The organism is Fuerstiella sp. (genome assembly GCA_022447225.1).
Lineage (GTDB): Bacteria > Planctomycetota > Planctomycetia > Planctomycetales > Planctomycetaceae > S139-18.
The window spans coordinates 211,471-229,264 of record JAKVAZ010000007.1; the positions used below are offsets into that span (position 1 = coordinate 211,471).

Genomic DNA, 17,794 nt, shown 5'->3' on the forward strand with positions numbered 1-17,794 from the left:
AGCAGAGACTGGTACGGTATCTCAGCGGTGTATTGTGAATGAAACAGATTTGACAGGGATGTCGAATCCATACCGTTAGTCCAAATTTTGAATTGTTTGGCAGGGTAGGTTTGGTCCATAAGCCATGGAGGGGCAAGCGATGCTTCGCACAGGAATAGTGATGCTGTTTATCTGCAGCGTCAGTACGACGGGTGTCGGCGCGGATGACGAAGTGCCGATCAGGACAAACGAAATACCGGGGCAGAAGCTGTCGACCGGAAACAATACAGATCATGGTACCTCGCCAGTGCATTCTGACGCTGGACCTGACGGAATTCAGCCATCCCGTCCACACCAGATTACAGATATCCGGGTGCCACTGAATCCGGTGCCGATGCGGGTGGCGTCTGTACTGCCTGTCCGGTCACCGATATCCGGTCCTCAGTACGTTAGCGTGCCCGACACACCGGGGATTGTGCAACCTGTTCATCCCGTTCGAAACCGGCAGCTGTATCAGGCACCTCAACCTGTCTACCGGAATTCACCCGGTGTTTACAGTGTCGTCTCAAACGGTGTGGCCCGGGGCCCGGCATCATCAGCCGGTGGAATCGCACCCGGGGCTGCCGGATCAAAGTCTGGTACTCCCCTGTCTCCTGGAACGGCCCTGTACCCGTCACCGGTCCCGGGAATCCCGCAGCAGATCGGTGGAACGGCGATTTCCAGTCAATTTCTGAATCCACATGAGATGCTCTATCCTCATCACTATCGGGCCATGTATCCGCCTTATTCCTACAAAGTCAACGGCAAATATATGGTCACTCCTTTTGGTGTGTGGTCTCACGAAGACTGGAACCTGCAGGGAACAGTGGTGGATGTGAAGTACAAATCTTCGATCAGTCCGTTTGCGCTGTTCCAGTCACCGCTTCGACGCTGATCCGATGCCGGTGTGAGCTGAAGCTGACGGACTCAGGCAGTGCTTTATAAACCGGCGGCCAGAAGAATTGATTCGACGAATCTGAACCGGAATAGCGCGTCAACGGCTGACTCGCTGCCTACAGAATATTTTACGGACCCTGAAACAAGGTGGATCCAGAATGCATATTCAACACTGCTCCCCGGCATGGATAGCCACTGCGATCTGCATGACGGCCTGTATGTCGTCTGCTGTTGCAGACGATGCACCAGGTGTTGTGCGGATGGCGGACCTGAAACCTGTTGCCAGTCAGCAAGGTAAAACTGCGGAACCGTACCGGGATGTTAAATTTTCGGGAGTCGGAACAGGTGCCGGCAACTCCTATTCGTCTGAGTACCCGGTTCACTGGTGCTACGGTGCCGGAAGTCAAAAGGGTGTGCCGCTGCTCGGAAGGTATCAGATTACCTATGCGAGTCAGCCTTCCTATGCAGATCCCCGGGACAGCAAAGCCTGGGCGGCTCAGGGATACGGAATGCCTGTGACAGTGCCAACTGCACCGCTGGTTCGATACTCATACAACTACAGCCACGGGACGCCGGCCAGTCGCCTGACTCCCCTTTCGACATACAATCCATCCACCTCACGACAACCATTGTTTCTACGTTCGTGGTAGTGGAAATTTGACAACATCAGTCAACCCGGCTGGTGGAATTTCTGTCGGTTGAGTCCGGCAGCGGAAGTCAGCTTCCGGCCGAGACTGCAACTCCCGCATTGTTGCAGTCAGGCCGGTCCGGATCGCCGGATTTTGACACGACAGCTTACCGGGTGCAGTGAGGAACGAATCCGCTGAGTTACCTGACGCCGATCAACGGTTCATATCCACCCTCGAACGATTATCTCGAATCCAACCAGTGATTCGAAGGAGATGCAACTCATGTTACGACCATTCGCTCTGATTGGGACTGTTGGGATGGTGGCCATGTGGGCCGGCGTTGCAAATGCCCAGCAGGTTTCCGACTGTCAGGCCTGTGATCAGTCAGGAGGGATCTATTACGCCGGAAGCTGGGCCGGTGACGGTAACTGCCGGTCCGCGGGCTGCAACTTAGCGGCACCGACGAAAGGCTGGAACGCCCCGCTCAGACTTCCGGTGAACAGAGACGGCATCTGGTATCGCAACAACTGGCCGCAGGCATGGTACGGAAATCCCGGCGGTGGATTTATCGGGAACTCACCGATGGTCTACCAGCCTACTGATACGACACAGCTTGGATTTTCGTACGCCAAAGTCCCTACCTGGCAGGCTCGACGTATGATCCCGCCGACGCCGTGTCCGTCTGATTTTCATGTTCGCGGCAATGTACCTGTTCAGTCCAGTCGACTGCCTGATCCGTGCCTTGGCCGTGGCTGCCGGACGTGTGAGACCTGTCCTCAGGGACATTCTGTTACAAAAAACAGAAAGAAGGGACTGTTCCGGATCGCATCGTTCGCAAAGATCTTTGAATAGAACCAGACATGCTTAACATCCCGTTCCGATATTCTGTCGGAGCGGGATTTTTATTTGGTGGTAAACAGTTCCAACAGAACAGGCAGATCAATCACCGGCCGTGGACGGCTCCGTATAAACCGGAAGCGTCTGCTGTGGTCGTGCGCAGGCCGGCTGCTGAAACACGTTGTCCTGAAAAATCACCTGTCCAAAACGAATATCCGCCGCATAGACTTCTAAAACAAAACAATCGGTGGTCCGTAACGGAATCCCCGGACACGCTCTCAAATTGCTACTCTACGCTTTGCGGTCTCAATTCCAGGCCATTGTCGGCGGTCTGGTTACTTGAGAAATTCGTCACTGTGTTTCTTCCGTGATCGTGAAGGGACCCAGGTGTTGCCGCTTAACAGACGGATCTCACGCACTTCATCGGCAGTGATCGGTTTTTGTCGGGCTGGAGGGACCGTGCGTTTTCGATCGATCGGGCACGGCTGGTAATCCACCGTATGGTCTGTTCTTGTGCGGGGTCGAAATGCGGCACACCAGAATTCCAGTCCGGTTCCCAGATTGGGCCAGCGAATAACAACCAACATTGCCAGAAACATTACCGCGGAACACAGAATCAACGCCATGAACCAGGACGAAACCTCTCGGGCCGCGGCGGCAAACATGATACAGGAAATTCCGGATCCCAGCACAACGGTGAAGCTGGCAGCAAACAAACTACCCGAATCGTTGCCATGTTTTCGTTGACGCTTCATCATGACCGACTCCATCTGGCTTTTACAAAGTTTAGCCAATCGTCAGGCGTCCGTCGAACCCGAACAATGCAGTGACCATCCGCTGTATTACCGGATGAAATCCGGCTCAGTTTTCGTCCCGGATGTTCAGTACCAGCTGATTGATGTCTTCCAGTAGTTGTTCGTCTTCGTGCAGGTCCGGGAACTGGGTCCGGACAATTGACGATCGCAGAACAATCGTCGAATCCCGGGCCGTGCCCGGGACGAGAGACGCAACCATCAGTGCTACGACGTTCTGTTGTTCCGACTGTAACTGAAATACCCGATCCAGTACACGCGTTCGTAATTCAGTGGCCGCCAGTTTCACCGCGTTATCGGACAGATCATCCCCCTTAAGGTCCTGCCGTCGCAGCCTGTGAACGGCTTCAGCCGTTTGGCCGGCAAGGATCGGCATGATGTGCGACCAGATCGGACCAGCCGCTGCAATAAACGTTGCTTCTTCCTGATAAAAACGGCGCATTAAATTGATTTGAGACCGGAGTCTTTTCTGTGGTTCATCAGCGGTATTCTGCAGTGTTGCACTTTTCAGCGAACCTGCGACGTCACCGCGAGCACGTTCCCAGTCCGCATACTGACTCTGGTAATCAGTCAGTGCATTTGCCAGTTTGACGTTGTTCACACTGGTCGTGGATGTTTTGCTGAAGGAACGAACGACCTGCTGACGAATGATCCGATCACGATGCCGTGAGCCAGGCTGCAGTTGACTGATTTCCTTCACCAACATCACCAGGTCATTTGGCTGCGTCTGAATCTGATTCGTGCAGTGGCTTGTCGTAGCATCGGCTTTCTGCACAGTGATGTGTCCGACGGGTGCAAAGTGTCCATGAACCGCACGAAATACTGCGAGTCGGTCCTGGTTGGCAATCGTGTGAGCCGTTCCCAGGTCAATCAGACAGGACGATCCCGTGGTGTGCATGACGAGTCCGCTCACATAGACAATGCTGGAACGCTCTTCTGTTTTATCCTGGGCCACACCCGTCGACAGACACGTGACGAGTGTGCAGATCAGAACAAACCGTTTACACATGCTAAAATCCTGCGGAAGGAGGTGATTGTGGTGATGGCATAATAATGACCGGTTCGGGGGAGAGCCAAAGAAGAAAACGACTCACATGTGATTCCGTGTGGAATTCTGACGGCAGTGCGGGCCGGCAGCGGTTGTTTCATCGTTTCATTCTGTTTCGTTACTTTGTTGAAAGATGCGGGCGGCCGTGTTCATTCGAATCAGCAGAACTGACATGCGCATGACGGCGATTGAAGAAAACACGACGATTCCTGCCTGAATCACCTGTCTGTCTTCGGCAAAACGAAGAGCAATCGAAATCAGATAAAGAGCCACAGCCAGAAGTGTCCAGCCGATCAGTTCACGAATCCAGAAGAACATCATGCCGCCTTTTTTAAAGGTACGAATGTTATTTGACACGCCTCGGTCGGTGTGACTGTTTGTCCCGGTGACGTCTGCGGTGTTGTTCGATGCTTCGCAGATCCCGGCGAAGCCAGTCGGTGAATCGACTACGGAGATAAATCCCTGCCTGATCGGGTGTCAGGTGTCGCCAGCGAATTTCGCTGAATGGAAGTGAGATCATCAGATAGACAGCGCACAGAACCAGGCCGACCGACAGGGTCTGCATGTCAGACGGTGCGAGGCCGTATTCCTGAATGGATGAGCCATCGGGAGAAGACACTTCCAGTATCCATCCCGCCGCGAGAACGAGTAATAATGAACGCGCGGCGATCCCGGCAATTTCAGTCCCTGCAGTCGGACGTCGATTGTCAGTGTCAGGGGAGACAGATTGTCCGGATGGGATGGTGATGGTGTTGACCGCACCGGTGAGTAACTGCCGGAAGGAGCGGACGCCGGTTAGTTTCTGAGACGATCGGAGTCGGGACAGCAGCATCAGTAGTGCCACACAGAAGAATGCTATGATCAGTCGTGGCGGAGCTTCGACGGCGTTTATGTCTGAGAACGTGAGGTACAGATCGAGCTGAATCAGGATCAGCAGAAAGGGCGCTGACCAGCGAATCAATCCCATCAGTAGCAGCCCGGCAAAGATCAGCTGAACGGCTAAAGTGGAATATGGATTCTGCAGTTGCCAGATCAGTACGGAGCCGGCACAGCAAGCTGCGATGCTATAGCGTCGTTTTGCAGAACCCATTGGATCCTGAGCAAGCGTTTTTGATCGTTGGGAAATCGGATCAGTCCTGTTTAGATATCGCGGGTCGCCGCACGTCCCCGACGTCTGCGGTTAAGATTCTGCAGTGTGATGGAAAGTGGTTCATCTCTGTCAGGAAATGCCACCGTGGCCCCAAGAGACCACAGTTTACGCGTCAGACGATCGCGTTTTTCCTGAAGTTCAATTTGCCACGCTTCGTGCAGAAGAATGGGCGCCGTCGGCGGATCGTTGCCGTTTCCGGAAATGGCGTGCGAAGAAGGGGCGGGACACACGAAGCTCAGACGGTGGTGTGCGGCCCGGGCCAGCTGAATCACCGGACGGATAGTCGACAGCAGAGGGGCGGCGTCCAGCAGGTCGCAAACAATCAGGTAGTGTTCATTATCACGAGCCTGAGCGGTCGTCTGTTGAATTGAAATACTAAGGTGTCGCAGCGTCTCATTCAGAGACGCGGAATTCTGCTGTTCTACTGTTGACGATTGATATGTGATGGGCGAGCGGCCGTGGGCAGTCAGAAATTCTGAAAGATGACGTCCCATGAAGTCATCGTCGTTGAGCAGTCGAGACCAGTCACTGATGCTGAGTTGATAGAGCTGGCACAGGATTGCAGACAGCCGCCAGCGTGTATGGAACACCCGGCGATTCCACGGAAGGATCGGAAAGACAGTCCACGGGACTCTGTTGATGTTGATATCGAGCAGATGCGGATAACGTTCCTCGCAGACGTCCATGGCCAGTTTCTGCAGGTCGACAGTCCAGTTGAGCTGCCCGTTATCGGTGTGGCAGCTTTCGGACAGCATCTCCAGGACACGAAACATCGTTCGGTCACCCCGGCCTGGTGAAATTCGTTTCGCCCCCGATTCCGAAAACAGGACCAGGCCGGTCGGGTCGCCCGCGTTCACTGCGTTTTTGCAAATACCGGCGGCCAGTCGACTGGATGTGTCACACAGACGACTTCCACGGTGACCACGACGTGTGCGGGAGGAATTGTCAACGAAAACAATCGTCCGTACGGCGACTTCGGATTCGTATTCACGGGTCATGAGCCTGTCACGACGCGCTGAGACCTTCCAGGCAATTGACTTGGGTGGATCTCCTGGCACGTATTCGCGCAGTTCAAGCAGTTCAGAGCCCATGCCTGCGCGCTGGAGACGATGGCTGCCGTGTTGAGGAAGACAGTTGAGGCGTTTGATTTGCGGGTGAGCATCTGCGATCGATTCGCAGCTCGGCAGAATTCGAATCGTCTGCTGTGCAGTAACAAAGCGGTCACTCAGAAAAAAACCATGGGGGTCCTGAATCCGCAACAGGCAACCCGACATGGTGGCAGTACCGGCTGCCTGAGGCTGGCAACGGTAGTTGAAAGTCACCTGCTTCTCCGACGAGACGACAAACTGAACCGGATTTCCCTGGATGACCGTCAGAATGTCGGGCACGAGATCACGAATTCTTGTCCACGGTTGCAGTTTTCCGCGGTGGCAGTGCACTGTCACGGAAATTCTCATCGTCCGGTCGGCATGGCAAATCCCGGCAGCATCCCCCCGTTGATTGATCCTGCGTTCGACTGAAATAGAACGGAACTCGCGGAGTACTCTCCATTGAAACCACGTCCATTCGGTTATCATCCAGAGAATGACAGCCAGCGAGAGCAAACTGACTGCGGAGTTGCCGGTTATTAGTCCGACAATGGCTCCGATCAGCGCTGGAATCAGTGTCCAGACGCCTCTTGCGGTCATTGCAGACTCCGAGCGACCGAGCATTCCGAGTGATGATATCCTGTCATCGTTTAGTCCTGCAGAACGGCTACGGATTCAACGACCTGCTGAATGACTTCTTCCACTGTATGTCCATCCATCTCGGATTCCGGTCTCATAATCAGTCGATGTCCAAGAACCGGCTGAATGACACCCTGGACGTCTGCATGGGTCAGATAGTCACGTGCGTGCAGCAGCGCATGAACCTTTGCTGCTTTCATGATCGAAATGGCGGCCCGAGGACTGCCGCCCAGAAGCAGGTCAGGATGCTCGCGACTCATCCGAATCAAATCAATGATATAAGCCTGCATCTCAGGGGTGGCATAGACGGAATCCACGCACTGTCGTATCTGTCGGATTTCTTCGGGACCGGTAACCGGTTGAGGAACCGTCATCGGACGACTGTGCAGGTTCAGCATGTCGATTTCACGATCACGATCCGGATATCCGACAGGAACACGAAACAGGAAACGGTCCAGCTGAGCCTCCGGAAGACGGTACACTCCTTCCTGCTCGATCGGATTCTGAGTTGCCAGGACCATAAAGGGGTCAGGAAGCGGTAATGTTGTCCCTTCAATCGTGACCTGTTGTTCCTGCATCGCTTCCAGCAGAGCCGATTGTGTCCGGGCGGGAGCTCGATTGAGTTCATCAGCGAGCAGCAGCTGGCAGAAAATCGGGCCCTTACGAAGCACAAAATCACTCGTTTGCCGGTCGAGAATCTGTGTACCGGTTACGTCAGACGGCAGGAGATCAGGAGTGAACTGCACTCGTTCATAGTCGATACCCATAACGGTTGAAAATGCGCGGCAGAGCGATGTTTTGGCCGTTCCGGGAACACCTTCCAGTAACACGTGTCCCCCGGCCAGCAGCGCCATCAGCAGCTGGTCAGTGACAGCGTCCAGTCCAACAACCACCTGACTCGTTCCGGCCAGTGCAAGACTGCGCAATTCGCTGACACGTGCGGCCGGATTCTGTTGCTGTGATACAGACACTGAATTTCCTTCTCCTGCCGGCACGTGTTCTGTTTCCTGCCGGGGTAGCGACGTAGAATTGTTGCTTTGAGCGTTTTCGATTTCAGACCGGATTTGATCGGGCGCATTTCACAGGCTGGTGGAGTTGCCGCAGTTGGTAGACCGATTCGCCGAATCGCTCGAATTGCTGATGAGACAGCTGAGTGTTTTCTGTTTCTGTGCTAAATGAAAGTACCTGGTCCATTGTATCGATTGTTGCACTCGGAACAGGTGACCGGGAAGACAATGTTCGCCAGAGATCTCCGTCGGGCTGCAGGCGGGACCGCCAGTCTTTGGGGTCCCCGCTTCCAGTGAAGTACCGGCAGGTATCGCGAGCCAAAGCGCGAGTCGCCTGATCGTAATCCGTTACTGGTACGGTCGCGGGGGAAGCAGGCCCCCGGGGGCGTCGGGGCTGTTTCAACCACGGCGAAGGACTCTGATCAGCCAGGTAGCTTCTGATCAGGAAAATCGTCACTCCGGCTGCAAAGATGGCGAACAGGATGCTTCGACGGTAAAAACGGCTGGCCTGATATCTGGGGCGATCTGCTAGTAGTTGGTTCAGGATCTCCGAGTCGTCAATTCGGGCTGCCAGAGTGTTACCGATGTCGAGCAGGGTTTCGCCCGGCAGGTTAGCCAACGCCTCCAGCGGGAGATCGGATGATTGTTCAGCAGGGATCTGATCAGAGGCCGATCGGAGATTCGTCAGAACGTCCGGCGCCAGTTGACGGATCAGTCCGGTCACACGATTTTCCACCGGTTGACCGTCGTTCAGGAAAATGTAAGCGTTTCGGTTATCTCGTGTGAGTTCCTGAACAAGATTTACCAGAAGTGTCAGGTTGTTGCCGTGCCACAGCATTCCATTGGAAAGCAGGCTGCCGTCTGCCAGCACGACAAGTCGGCCGGTCCCGTTTCTGCGACTCTGTGCAACTGCAATCACCGGCTGGTGAACGCTTTCCGGCGGATGCACACGATCCGGTAAAACGACCAGTGGTGACCATTGGTATTCCATCGAATCGTTCAGCCGGTCAATCCAGCCGGAGCGGTTAATCACGATGGTTGAAACACCGTTCATGAGAGCATTCGAATGGTTGATGTCGGTCAATTGGATACAGTCTTGGTGACCCTGCCAGCGAAGATTCGGGTCACCAGCAGTCACCGGACCGAAATCAATCCGGAAAAAACCGTACATGTCGGTCGGTTCATTGGATGCGACCAGAATCACGCCGCCCTTCTTCAGAAAATTGTGGAACAGATTCCATGAGGAAACCCCTTCAAGTTTTCCGGTGAGGATCATCACGGATCTGGAGGGAGCAACCATCATTCGATCCCGGTCAAGGCCGAGGTTCTGACCGGGTTCGTTGGGTTGTGATTCAAGTCCCTCAATTTCCAGCAATGTCTGAAACAGATCGAAATCAAAGTCCCACGTCGGCGGTATGGCAGGAGCAGCAGTATTCGTGGACGTCTGTGCCGGAATGTCGGGAACCACTATCAGCAGCAGACAGAAAATTGCTGTTTGTGCTGCTTTCGGAACAATTCCGAAGACGCAGGTCTTCATGAAAGGCATCCGGACAGAGCAGCACGTGCCTGCTCAATAAAGGTTTGGTCCGTTGTGCGTCTCTTGCGCTGGTAGCGAGCTGTTTCATACAGATAGGTGAGCTGTTGCAGGGATTGTCGGCATTCCGGACTGGTCTGTGACAGAGAGGCTTCAGCCTGAAGGTGATTCCACCACTCTGCAGCGTCCGGTGACTGACACTGAATAAGTCGGTGAAATGCATGGATGACATCGGTACGCGTATGAATCTTTTCGGGTCGGATCGCGGCCAGTTTCCGAGCCCGTTCCCTGCGAGCGGTCAGAGTCTTATGCCGTGCTGCACCAAAGATTATGATTACCGCGATCGTCAGACTGAACAGAATCGCAGCCAGCTGGATCAGTTCGGAGTCCCGCGGTGGCCAGGACCGGCCTGACGGATTTCCCGGAGAGTTGAACCGTGGATTCTTCGGAGGACGGGAGGAGGGAGGTGACCTCTTTGACAGAGTTCGTTTGTTGATTGTTTCAGCTGGTGCTGATTGGTCAACGAAACGCCTGCGAGTCACAGTTGATGTGTTGGCTAACGTAGGGTTTTGTTCGGAATCATTCGGCGTGTCCTTCTTCAGCTTACGGGCGGCGCGAACGACATCAGATTTGATGGTATCCAGCACACTCGACATAATTCCGTTCCACATCGAAGTTTCGGTTGTGTTCTTTGAAACGCCTCCTTCAGGGCCAAGCTTCTGCTGTACCTGCTCCCGCACGTCCCGGAACAGTCGAGTGAGTGTCTTTTTGAGGTTTCGGAGTTCCGGTTCCCTGCGGAGCCCGAATGGGGAATCCTGATTGTCTGTACGCGAATCACGTGTTGGATTCTGTATTTGCGGTTTCTTTCCGCGGTCTGCCAAATGCTGCACCATGTTCTCCGCAGTGCCATGCCGCTGAGACCCTCTGGAGAATTGTTTGTGATGGTTCAAATAACCGGCACGGTTGTCTGTCATCTGTTGCCGCCTGCGAGCAGACGCCTGTACTTTGCCGGGCAGTGAAGGCTGAATGAGTTTGCCCCACTGCTGACGTTGTCCAGGCACGTGCGATCCGCGAAGGAGCGGTGATGATTTGCGGGTTACGGTTGCTGCCTTTTCAGGCTTTATCCGGTCCTGGGCCGAACCGTCGGGAGCTTCAGGAAACGATCCGAGTGTGTCGGGATGCTGCACACTCCCGACTGGTCGGGGATGCTTGAACAGTGGATTTACCGATGAATACAATTTTTCAAAGTCTTCAGTCAGCCTTCGAATTGTTTCCGGGCTGAACGGCTTGTTTTGGGGATTGTTGATTCGATGTGTCAACATGTCGTTTGCATGCAGGACCTGCATCATCAGCCTCAGCTGATCCAGTGGCTCCGGTGGTTCCGTGCCGTGTGACAGTCGGCGCTGAGAAAGTGTGTCCTGCGAATAAACAGTGACCGAGAGAAACAGAACCGCCGTCGCCGTCAGGATTAGGTGGAATTTTAATTCCGGACAGGGAAGATTCCGTACGGCAGACGGAGGTGTAATGCCTGCGGGTTCCGACGGTCTGCCGAAATTGTCTGGCATGAGGAATCTTTTCAGTGGTGATTTGCTGTTGGTCACTGAGGCACGTGGGTGTGATGGTTATCGATGCGGGACCGACAACGGGTTTGGAGTGTGACATTTATTCCTGTGACAGGTATTGCAGGGCACACCGAGTGGATTGTCAATGTTCACACGTGACTGGTGTGCGACCCAAACCGGAGTGTACCTTCGGATTCAACAGCAGACGGCTGTTTGCAAATGACAGTCGGTGTGACCAGTTTTGTGACAAGTCGAGTGTCCGGTCCAAATATACCTAACAGTGATACTGTTTCATCTGAGTTCAAATGAAACGAAAAACCAAGACAACAGGCAGGGGCAGTGTGACCCCAAAAAATCCAGAATCGTCCGATTCGTGGCGTAAAAACACACACTGAAGTTCAGACCGCTCAGAGGAAAACAGATTGTCCGGCTGTTTCTCTGTAAGAAAAAAGCGACCGGGAAATTCGCTCGCAGGACGCACTAAACCAGCCGGGCCACGGACTGGAAAATTTCGGAACGACGCAAAGTCGTCGTTATACCTCGCCACAGGTGTGCCGTTCTTTTTCACGAAAGAACCGACCGACGTTTCGGCCGACCCAGGTTTTGTCCGATGTGAGTCTGTCCGCTCGTCGGCAAAACAGCTTAAGCAGCAGAACGCAGTGCGATTTCTTCCGTGTTGACAGCTACTACTGAAATTCCAAATTTGTCGGCAAGCTGTGTGACCTCATCGGGTTGCAGTAAAATGGTCATACCGCTTTCGATCGCAAGAACCCGACCGCCGGACTCGTACATGGATTTAATGGTTTCTACACCGACTGTGGGAACATCGAATCGCATATCCTGCTGCGGTTTCGCCACCTTCACGACTGTAAATCCGCCACGGCGGCACAGATTTCCTGCACGGCGAATACACTGATCCGTCCCTTCAATGGCTTCTATGGCAAGCACGGCAGTGTCATTGACGACCACGGTTTGTCCCACATCCAGACGACCCATCTCACGGGCCAGTTCCCAGCCAAACTGAATGTCCTTCCACTGCGGGGATGTTGGCCGTTTTCTGGTCAGGAAGCCGTGTTTCACGAGAAGCTCCGGGCAATAGTTCAGGGCTGAATCAAAATACAGATTGTCACGGGCAAATTCACGGATCACGGCCAACAGCAGAGTGTCGTCCTTTTTGTTATGGCTCGCATAACGGAACCACATGTGGATCGTGCGCCAGTCAGGCATATGCCGAACCCACCTGAACGGATGAAAGATCACTGTTTTCTCAATCTTTCCGGCCATCACGATTCTCTCGACACCGGCACGTTTGAACAGCCGAATAGCCTTGCCGATTCGAGCCAGCGGAGCGAAACGAAAATCGTCACAGACGTCGCCGAGTGCCTCCGAAGCCATTCCTGTTACACCGAGTCCGAAAACGGAATGCCCGGATGCCTGAGCGGATCGGGTAAAACGGATGGGAAAATCTCCTCCACCTGCCAGCAATCCAAGTTTCATCGGACCATCAGTATGTGGTCGACCGTGATCAGCAGATAACGGAATCAGATTTCGGTCGGATGAAAAGCTGGAAGTCATGTTTTACAGAACAGCTGCGGACGGTTATCAGGAATCAGGGAAATCATCAGAATGTTCAGGCAGCTTCACTTTCACTGTCGAAGGTCTCAGAAGTCGGCGGGCCAATATCGTTCGGGTGAGAGACAGGTGAATTACCGGACGTTTCGGTTTTTGTCAGATTCTTCTGAAGATCTTTAACGCTGCGTTCCAGCTGTTTGACAGAGTTTCGTATTTCAGGAAGGCGCCGCAGTGCCATCATATTCCTGGCTGTTTCGGCAATCGGCAGTGCCGGGATACCCAAATACGACTGTCCGCCTTTCATATCCCGATGCACGCCCGTTTTGGCTCCAATAATTGCTCCGTCTGCCAGATGAACGTGGTCAGCAATACCGGCCTGACCGGCGCAAACAACGTATGCCCCAGTCGAAGCGGATCCCGCGAATCCAACCTGCGAAACGATCAGGTTATGTGGTCCGATCTGACAGTTATGCCCAATCATGACCTGATTGTCGATGCGTGTACCCGTTCCAATGACCGTTTCACCCACCTTGGCACGATCGATGGTGGTGCCGGCGCCAATTTCCACGTCGTCACAGATACGCACGGTTCCGTAATGTGGAATTCGCTGATGGTGACCGTTGACCGTACGGTATCCAAAACCATCGGCACCAATCACACAGGTTGCGTGAATTGTGACCCTGCTTCCAATGATCATATCCGAATAAACTACGCAATTCGCATGCACCATAACCTGATCACCCAGCTTACAGCCGTCTTCGATCAAAGTGCCGTGTTCAATTCGACAGTTGTTGCCGATGGTGACATGGTTGCCGATCACCACATGGTGCCCAATCACCGTTCCGCTGCCAATATTCGCAGACGGAGCGACCACTGCCGTTCCGGCGATGCCTTCGCCTGTCGGGGTTCGTCGAGGATGAAGAATGCCGGCAATCTGAAGGAACGCAACTTCAGGTTCATCAACCAGAATGAACGTGACATCCCTGAGATGGCTCACTGCCTGTTCCGTGGAATGGGGAACCAGCACAAGTTTAGCGTTTGATGAGTCCAGTCGGGACAGCTTATTCGGGTCATTCAAATAGGTAAGGTGTGTTTTGGTTGCCCGTTCGATCACCTCAACTGAGGAAATAAAGGTTTCTGAGTCTCCGATGATTCGGCCATTGACGAGATTGGCAATTTGCCCGGCCGTCAGCGCCTGCTGTTCTGACATCGCAGCCTCCTTGCTACGTGGTTTACCTGTACGGTTAGCGAATCAGGGACCAGCGTGTCCGTTGACTCCGGAGAGTCGTGCCCGAGCCCGGTTTGACACCGCCCCCCCCCCGGAAAAACACTTAATGACTGTATTCTATATTCACGGAATTTGGCAGCATGACTTTTAGGACATTGGCGGCCACAGTTGCAAGATGAACCCCGTCCAAATCGACAGTGTCCGTCAGTGAATGTCGGGCCTTACCGCAGGATTTGCGGAATCCGGTTTCTGAATCAGAGGATATTGCCGGACTGCGGACTCAATGTCGAATTAATCAATGTCATGAGTGCACAGGCCCGGAGGATCGCAGTCATTGCCGGCTTTTGCCCGGTTTTCCGGTCCAACGGGTGCCCAAACGGCTGCTATCCACTTTAGAATCAAACATTCCCGTTCGATCGTGAATCATCAATTCCATTCGCACCTTAGGCGATCCTGATAACACATGTCTGCACGTTCACAGCCAAAGAGCGCTCAGACGCCGTCAGAATCTCCGGGAATTGTCCAAAAACAGACTGCGACACTGTTTACGGACCCGCCGTTGACACTGGCTTCCAGTGAATCCATTGGCCCGATCACCGTCGAATATGAGACCTATGGACAGCTGAATGAAGCCCGGGACAACGCAATTTTTGTATGCCACGCTCTTACCGGGGATGCCCACGCTGCTGGAATTCATTCCACGGATGAACGGAAGCCTGGATGGTGGGATGCTCTCATCGGTCCCGGACGTGGTCTGAACACGGATGAATACTTCGTTATTTGTGCCAATGTGCTTGGCGGATGCCAGGGAACCACAGGTCCGGGGAGCCTGAATCCGCAAACGGGACAACGCTATTGCCTGGATTTTCCGTTTCTCACCGTGGGTGACATGGTTTCAGTGCATTCGGAGCTCGTACGTTCCCTCGGAATCGATCGACTTTGTGGAGTCATTGGTGGAAGTTTGGGCGGTATGCAGGCACTGGAGTGGTCCGTTCGTTTTCCGGATCAAATCGCTTCAGCAATCATTGTGGCGGCGGGGCATCGCCTGTCCGCTCAGGGAATCGCGTTCAATGCCGTCGGCCGCCGCGCCATTTATGCCGATCCGGGATTTGACAAAGGCAACTATGGTCCGGAGACTCCGCCGCGTTTTGGTCTGGCGCTGGCGCGTATGATCGCTCACATTACTTATCTTTCGGAAGATTCCATCGAACTGAAGTTTGGACGTCGTCTGCAGGACAGTGACAAATTCGCGTTTGACATGCTGAAGGAGACTGAATTTAAGATCGAGAGTTATTTGCACTATCAGGGGAAACGGTTTGTGCAGCGATTCGACGCGAACAGCTATCTATATCTGACCAGAGCGATGGACTATTTTGATCTTGCAGAATCACACGACTCGCTGGCTGCTGCCTGCCGGCGGGCCAGCTGTCGGTTTTTGGTGATTTCCTATGATACCGACTGGTTGTTTCCAACGTCGCAAAGTCGTGAGCTGGCCACCGCTTTGATGAAAGTGGATAAGCATGTGTCATTCCTTGAGTTAAAATGCAGCTTCGGGCATGACTCGTTTCTTATCGACATCGATCCTCTGTCCGAACTGGTTGCCCCGTTCATTGACCAAACCATCGTCGCTGAGCGGGAATATCCAGCCGGTGCAGGCAAGACAGCTACAGCGGCATTCACTACGCCGGTTTGATTTTCTTTCTATTCTTCGATCACTATGTCTGTTTTTAACCGCTATCAGCTGCCGGACATCAGTGTCCGTCTCACGGATGAGTTGATTATGCAGCACATTGACAAAGAAAGCCGCGTCATCGACCTGGGATGTGGTGATGGTCGGCTGCTGGAGCGACTTCGACGCGAAATGAACTGTAGTGTTCAGGGGGTTGACCTGGAACGTTCTAATATCGTCTCGGTGATTCAGCGTGGTCTGCCGGTTGTGAGTGCCAATCTGGATGAAGGACTGACAGACATACCGTCCGGAAGTTTCGATTTTGCTGTGTTGAGTCAGACTCTGCAGCAGGTCAAAGAACCCAGGCAGTTACTCACAGAGATGTTGAGAGTTGCTCGACGCGCGCTCGTGGTGGTTCCCAATTTCGGCTACTGGCGCGTCCGCATGGAAGTGTTGTGGCGAGGGAGGACTCCAGTCACAAGTCGTCTGCCGTATGAGTGGTACGAGTCTCCCAATCTGCATTTCATGTCGATGTATGATTTTCGCGATTTAATGACGAGTATCGGGCTGACAATTGTCAAAGAAAGTCCAATCATCCGAGGCCGCGCGGTGGATCGTGCGTGGGCCGCGAATCTGCGAGCAGACAGCGCGTTTTATCTTCTCGAACACCAGATTTGACCTCTGTCGGGCAGTGACGACGAAAATCTGACAGAACCGATCTTGTGCTTCATTAACCATGCTTAATGGTGCCGGCACCGGCGTTTCCGCAGGAAACTGGAATTGTTTTGGATTCCATGGCCACGGAGGGAACCGAGGCTTAAGGTCGCCGTTACACAGACATGTATTGACCCAAACCCTGGCCCCCGGCTACCGTGCGTGACCGTCGGCTGAGTTAATCGGCCCCGACAAAGAATTCTGTATCAAACGGGTCATCGTTGTGTCTCTGTGGAACGGATTCCTGAGACTCCTGCTTCTCGCTGTCTGCGCCGGCGGCGTGGCCGTGCCTGCGCAACAGACGGTCGGTGATGACGTTGCTGGAGAAGATTCAGTAAAAGCAAAACAGGTTCTGGTATTGAAGTCGGGTCGCGTCGTGAAAGGTAATATCAGGCCGCGGGGTACGGGCTACGATATTGATCAGAAGAACGGGCACATGTTCGTTGGCTCGGAGCAGGTGTGGCTGCTGGCTGACGATCTACCTCAGGCCTACCAGACAATAAAAGATTCCTTTGCTGTCCTGACTCCCGATATTCACATGCAAATTGCATCCTGGTGTTCCGATCACCAGTTGTGGGGAACTGCTCGCCGTGAACTGCTTGATGCACTTCATCTTGATCCTTATCGCGAAGATGCTCGCAGAATGCTTGCCAGGATTCTGAGGTTGCAGGATCAGGCGCATCAACTGTCTGCGGGACCACAGCAGCAGAAGAAGGATGTGGGCCTCCATGTCACGCGCTTGCGTCGTTCACTCGGCGGATTGTCAATTGAACTGGCTGGTGAGTTCACTCGCCGGATTCAGCCACTGCTGTCCAACAAATGTGCGGGCTGCCATCGAAAAGACAGTGAGCGAACGTTTGTGATGGAATCAGTTCGGACCGGATCAACGCCGCAAATCGCATCACAAAACCTGGACGCAATTCTGGAACAGCTTGATTCCCCGGTCTCAAAGTCAGATTCGTTTTTAGAGATGGCTCTGTCCCGGCATGGTTCGATGGAAACGGAGCCGTTTAACGGACAGGTGGGGACGATTCAGCGTGATCGATTGAAAGCGTGGATCGACAGTGTTCGACGGCAGAGAGGATTGGCAAATATCCGTCCGACCGCAGCCACATCGGGTACGGTCCGGAATGTTGACTCTGATGCAGCACCGGCAGATGTCGGCACCCCGCAGCAAAGCGATTCTTCACTGAAAGTTGCGACGTCGATTGAACTCGATACGCATCCTGTCGGAAAAACGGCTGAGGATGGTTTGCTGGACGATGCCCGGCGCCGGAACCGAATTGACAAATTTGATCCTGAGATCTTTAACCAGCGGTATCGAGTTTCGGCGCAGTTGCCGGACTCCGAAACGGAGCCGGCTACGCGCGGTTCACTTTAGTGCGAAGGA

Annotated in this window: 16 protein-coding genes; 6 read left to right on the forward strand and 10 right to left on the reverse strand. The window is 53.7% G+C overall.

All coding sequences use genetic code 11. The features are described from left to right. Nucleotides 1-139: 139 nt before the first annotated feature. From MK110_08320 to MK110_08330, 3 genes are all read left to right on the forward strand, one after another. Nucleotides 140-913, forward strand: a complete 774-nt coding sequence (locus MK110_08320; protein ID MCH2211293.1) for a hypothetical protein — start codon at nucleotides 140-142, stop codon at nucleotides 911-913. 160 nt (nucleotides 914-1,073) lie between these two features. After that, on the forward strand, nucleotides 1,074-1,565 hold the full coding sequence (locus tag MK110_08325; protein MCH2211294.1) for a hypothetical protein: 492 nt from the start codon (nucleotides 1,074-1,076) through the stop codon (nucleotides 1,563-1,565). Nucleotides 1,566-1,826: 261 nt separating this feature from the next. Continuing rightward, nucleotides 1,827-2,396, forward strand: a complete 570-nt coding sequence (locus MK110_08330) for a hypothetical protein (protein MCH2211295.1) — start codon at nucleotides 1,827-1,829, stop codon at nucleotides 2,394-2,396. 320 nt (nucleotides 2,397-2,716) lie between these two features. Here MK110_08330 and MK110_08335 read toward each other — a convergent pair whose 3' ends face one another. From MK110_08335 to lpxD, 10 genes are all read right to left on the reverse strand, one after another. After that, the gene (locus MK110_08335) at nucleotides 2,717-3,136 is read right to left on the reverse strand and encodes a hypothetical protein (GenBank protein ID MCH2211296.1); all 420 of its coding nucleotides are present in this window, start codon (nucleotides 3,134-3,136) and stop codon (nucleotides 2,717-2,719) included. Nucleotides 3,137-3,242: 106 nt separating this feature from the next. Further along, entirely contained in the window at nucleotides 3,243-4,202 is a 960-nt protein-coding gene (locus MK110_08340) for a hypothetical protein (GenBank protein MCH2211297.1), read from the reverse strand. Nucleotides 4,203-4,346: 144 nt separating this feature from the next. Further along, complete coding sequence (locus MK110_08345) at nucleotides 4,347-4,598, reverse strand: hypothetical protein (protein MCH2211298.1); 252 nt, start codon at nucleotides 4,596-4,598, stop codon at nucleotides 4,347-4,349. Next, on the reverse strand, nucleotides 4,588-5,331 hold the full coding sequence (locus MK110_08350; GenBank protein MCH2211299.1) for a hypothetical protein: 744 nt from the start codon (nucleotides 5,329-5,331) through the stop codon (nucleotides 4,588-4,590). The genes MK110_08345 and MK110_08350 overlap by 11 nt, the downstream gene beginning before the upstream one ends. A 50-nt stretch (nucleotides 5,332-5,381) precedes the next feature. Beyond that, nucleotides 5,382-7,079: a DUF58 domain-containing protein gene (locus MK110_08355; GenBank protein MCH2211300.1), complete on the reverse strand. Its 1,698-nt coding sequence runs from the start codon at nucleotides 7,077-7,079 to the stop codon at nucleotides 5,382-5,384. 50 nt (nucleotides 7,080-7,129) lie between these two features. After that, nucleotides 7,130-8,089, reverse strand: a complete 960-nt coding sequence (locus MK110_08360; GenBank protein MCH2211301.1) for a MoxR family ATPase — start codon at nucleotides 8,087-8,089, stop codon at nucleotides 7,130-7,132. Nucleotides 8,090-8,171: 82 nt separating this feature from the next. Further along, nucleotides 8,172-9,662, reverse strand: a complete 1,491-nt coding sequence (locus tag MK110_08365) for a hypothetical protein (GenBank protein ID MCH2211302.1) — start codon at nucleotides 9,660-9,662, stop codon at nucleotides 8,172-8,174. After that, entirely contained in the window at nucleotides 9,659-11,224 is a 1,566-nt protein-coding gene (locus tag MK110_08370; GenBank protein ID MCH2211303.1) for a hypothetical protein, read from the reverse strand. Before MK110_08370 ends, MK110_08365 begins: the two co-directional genes overlap by 4 nt. A gap of 639 nt (nucleotides 11,225-11,863) precedes the next feature. Next, nucleotides 11,864-12,796 (reverse strand): UDP-2,3-diacylglucosamine diphosphatase LpxI, encoded by a 933-nt coding sequence (gene lpxI, locus MK110_08375; GenBank protein MCH2211304.1) that lies wholly within the window; start codon nucleotides 12,794-12,796, stop codon nucleotides 11,864-11,866. A 55-nt stretch (nucleotides 12,797-12,851) separates the two neighbouring features. Continuing rightward, nucleotides 12,852-14,003 (reverse strand): UDP-3-O-(3-hydroxymyristoyl)glucosamine N-acyltransferase, encoded by a 1,152-nt coding sequence (gene lpxD / locus MK110_08380; GenBank protein ID MCH2211305.1) that lies wholly within the window; start codon nucleotides 14,001-14,003, stop codon nucleotides 12,852-12,854. 481 nt (nucleotides 14,004-14,484) lie between these two features. Between lpxD and MK110_08385 the strand changes: the two genes are divergently transcribed. The 3 genes from MK110_08385 (at nucleotide 14,485) to MK110_08395 (ending at nucleotide 17,785) form a co-directional block, all read left to right on the forward strand. After that, complete coding sequence (locus tag MK110_08385) at nucleotides 14,485-15,714, forward strand: homoserine O-acetyltransferase (protein MCH2211306.1); 1,230 nt, start codon at nucleotides 14,485-14,487, stop codon at nucleotides 15,712-15,714. Nucleotides 15,715-15,738: 24 nt separating this feature from the next. Continuing rightward, on the forward strand, nucleotides 15,739-16,368 hold the full coding sequence (metW, locus tag MK110_08390) for a methionine biosynthesis protein MetW (GenBank protein MCH2211307.1): 630 nt from the start codon (nucleotides 15,739-15,741) through the stop codon (nucleotides 16,366-16,368). Between the two features lie 259 nt (nucleotides 16,369-16,627). Further along, nucleotides 16,628-17,785, forward strand: a complete 1,158-nt coding sequence (locus tag MK110_08395) for a hypothetical protein (GenBank protein MCH2211308.1) — start codon at nucleotides 16,628-16,630, stop codon at nucleotides 17,783-17,785. Nucleotides 17,786-17,794: the final 9 nt, after the last annotated feature.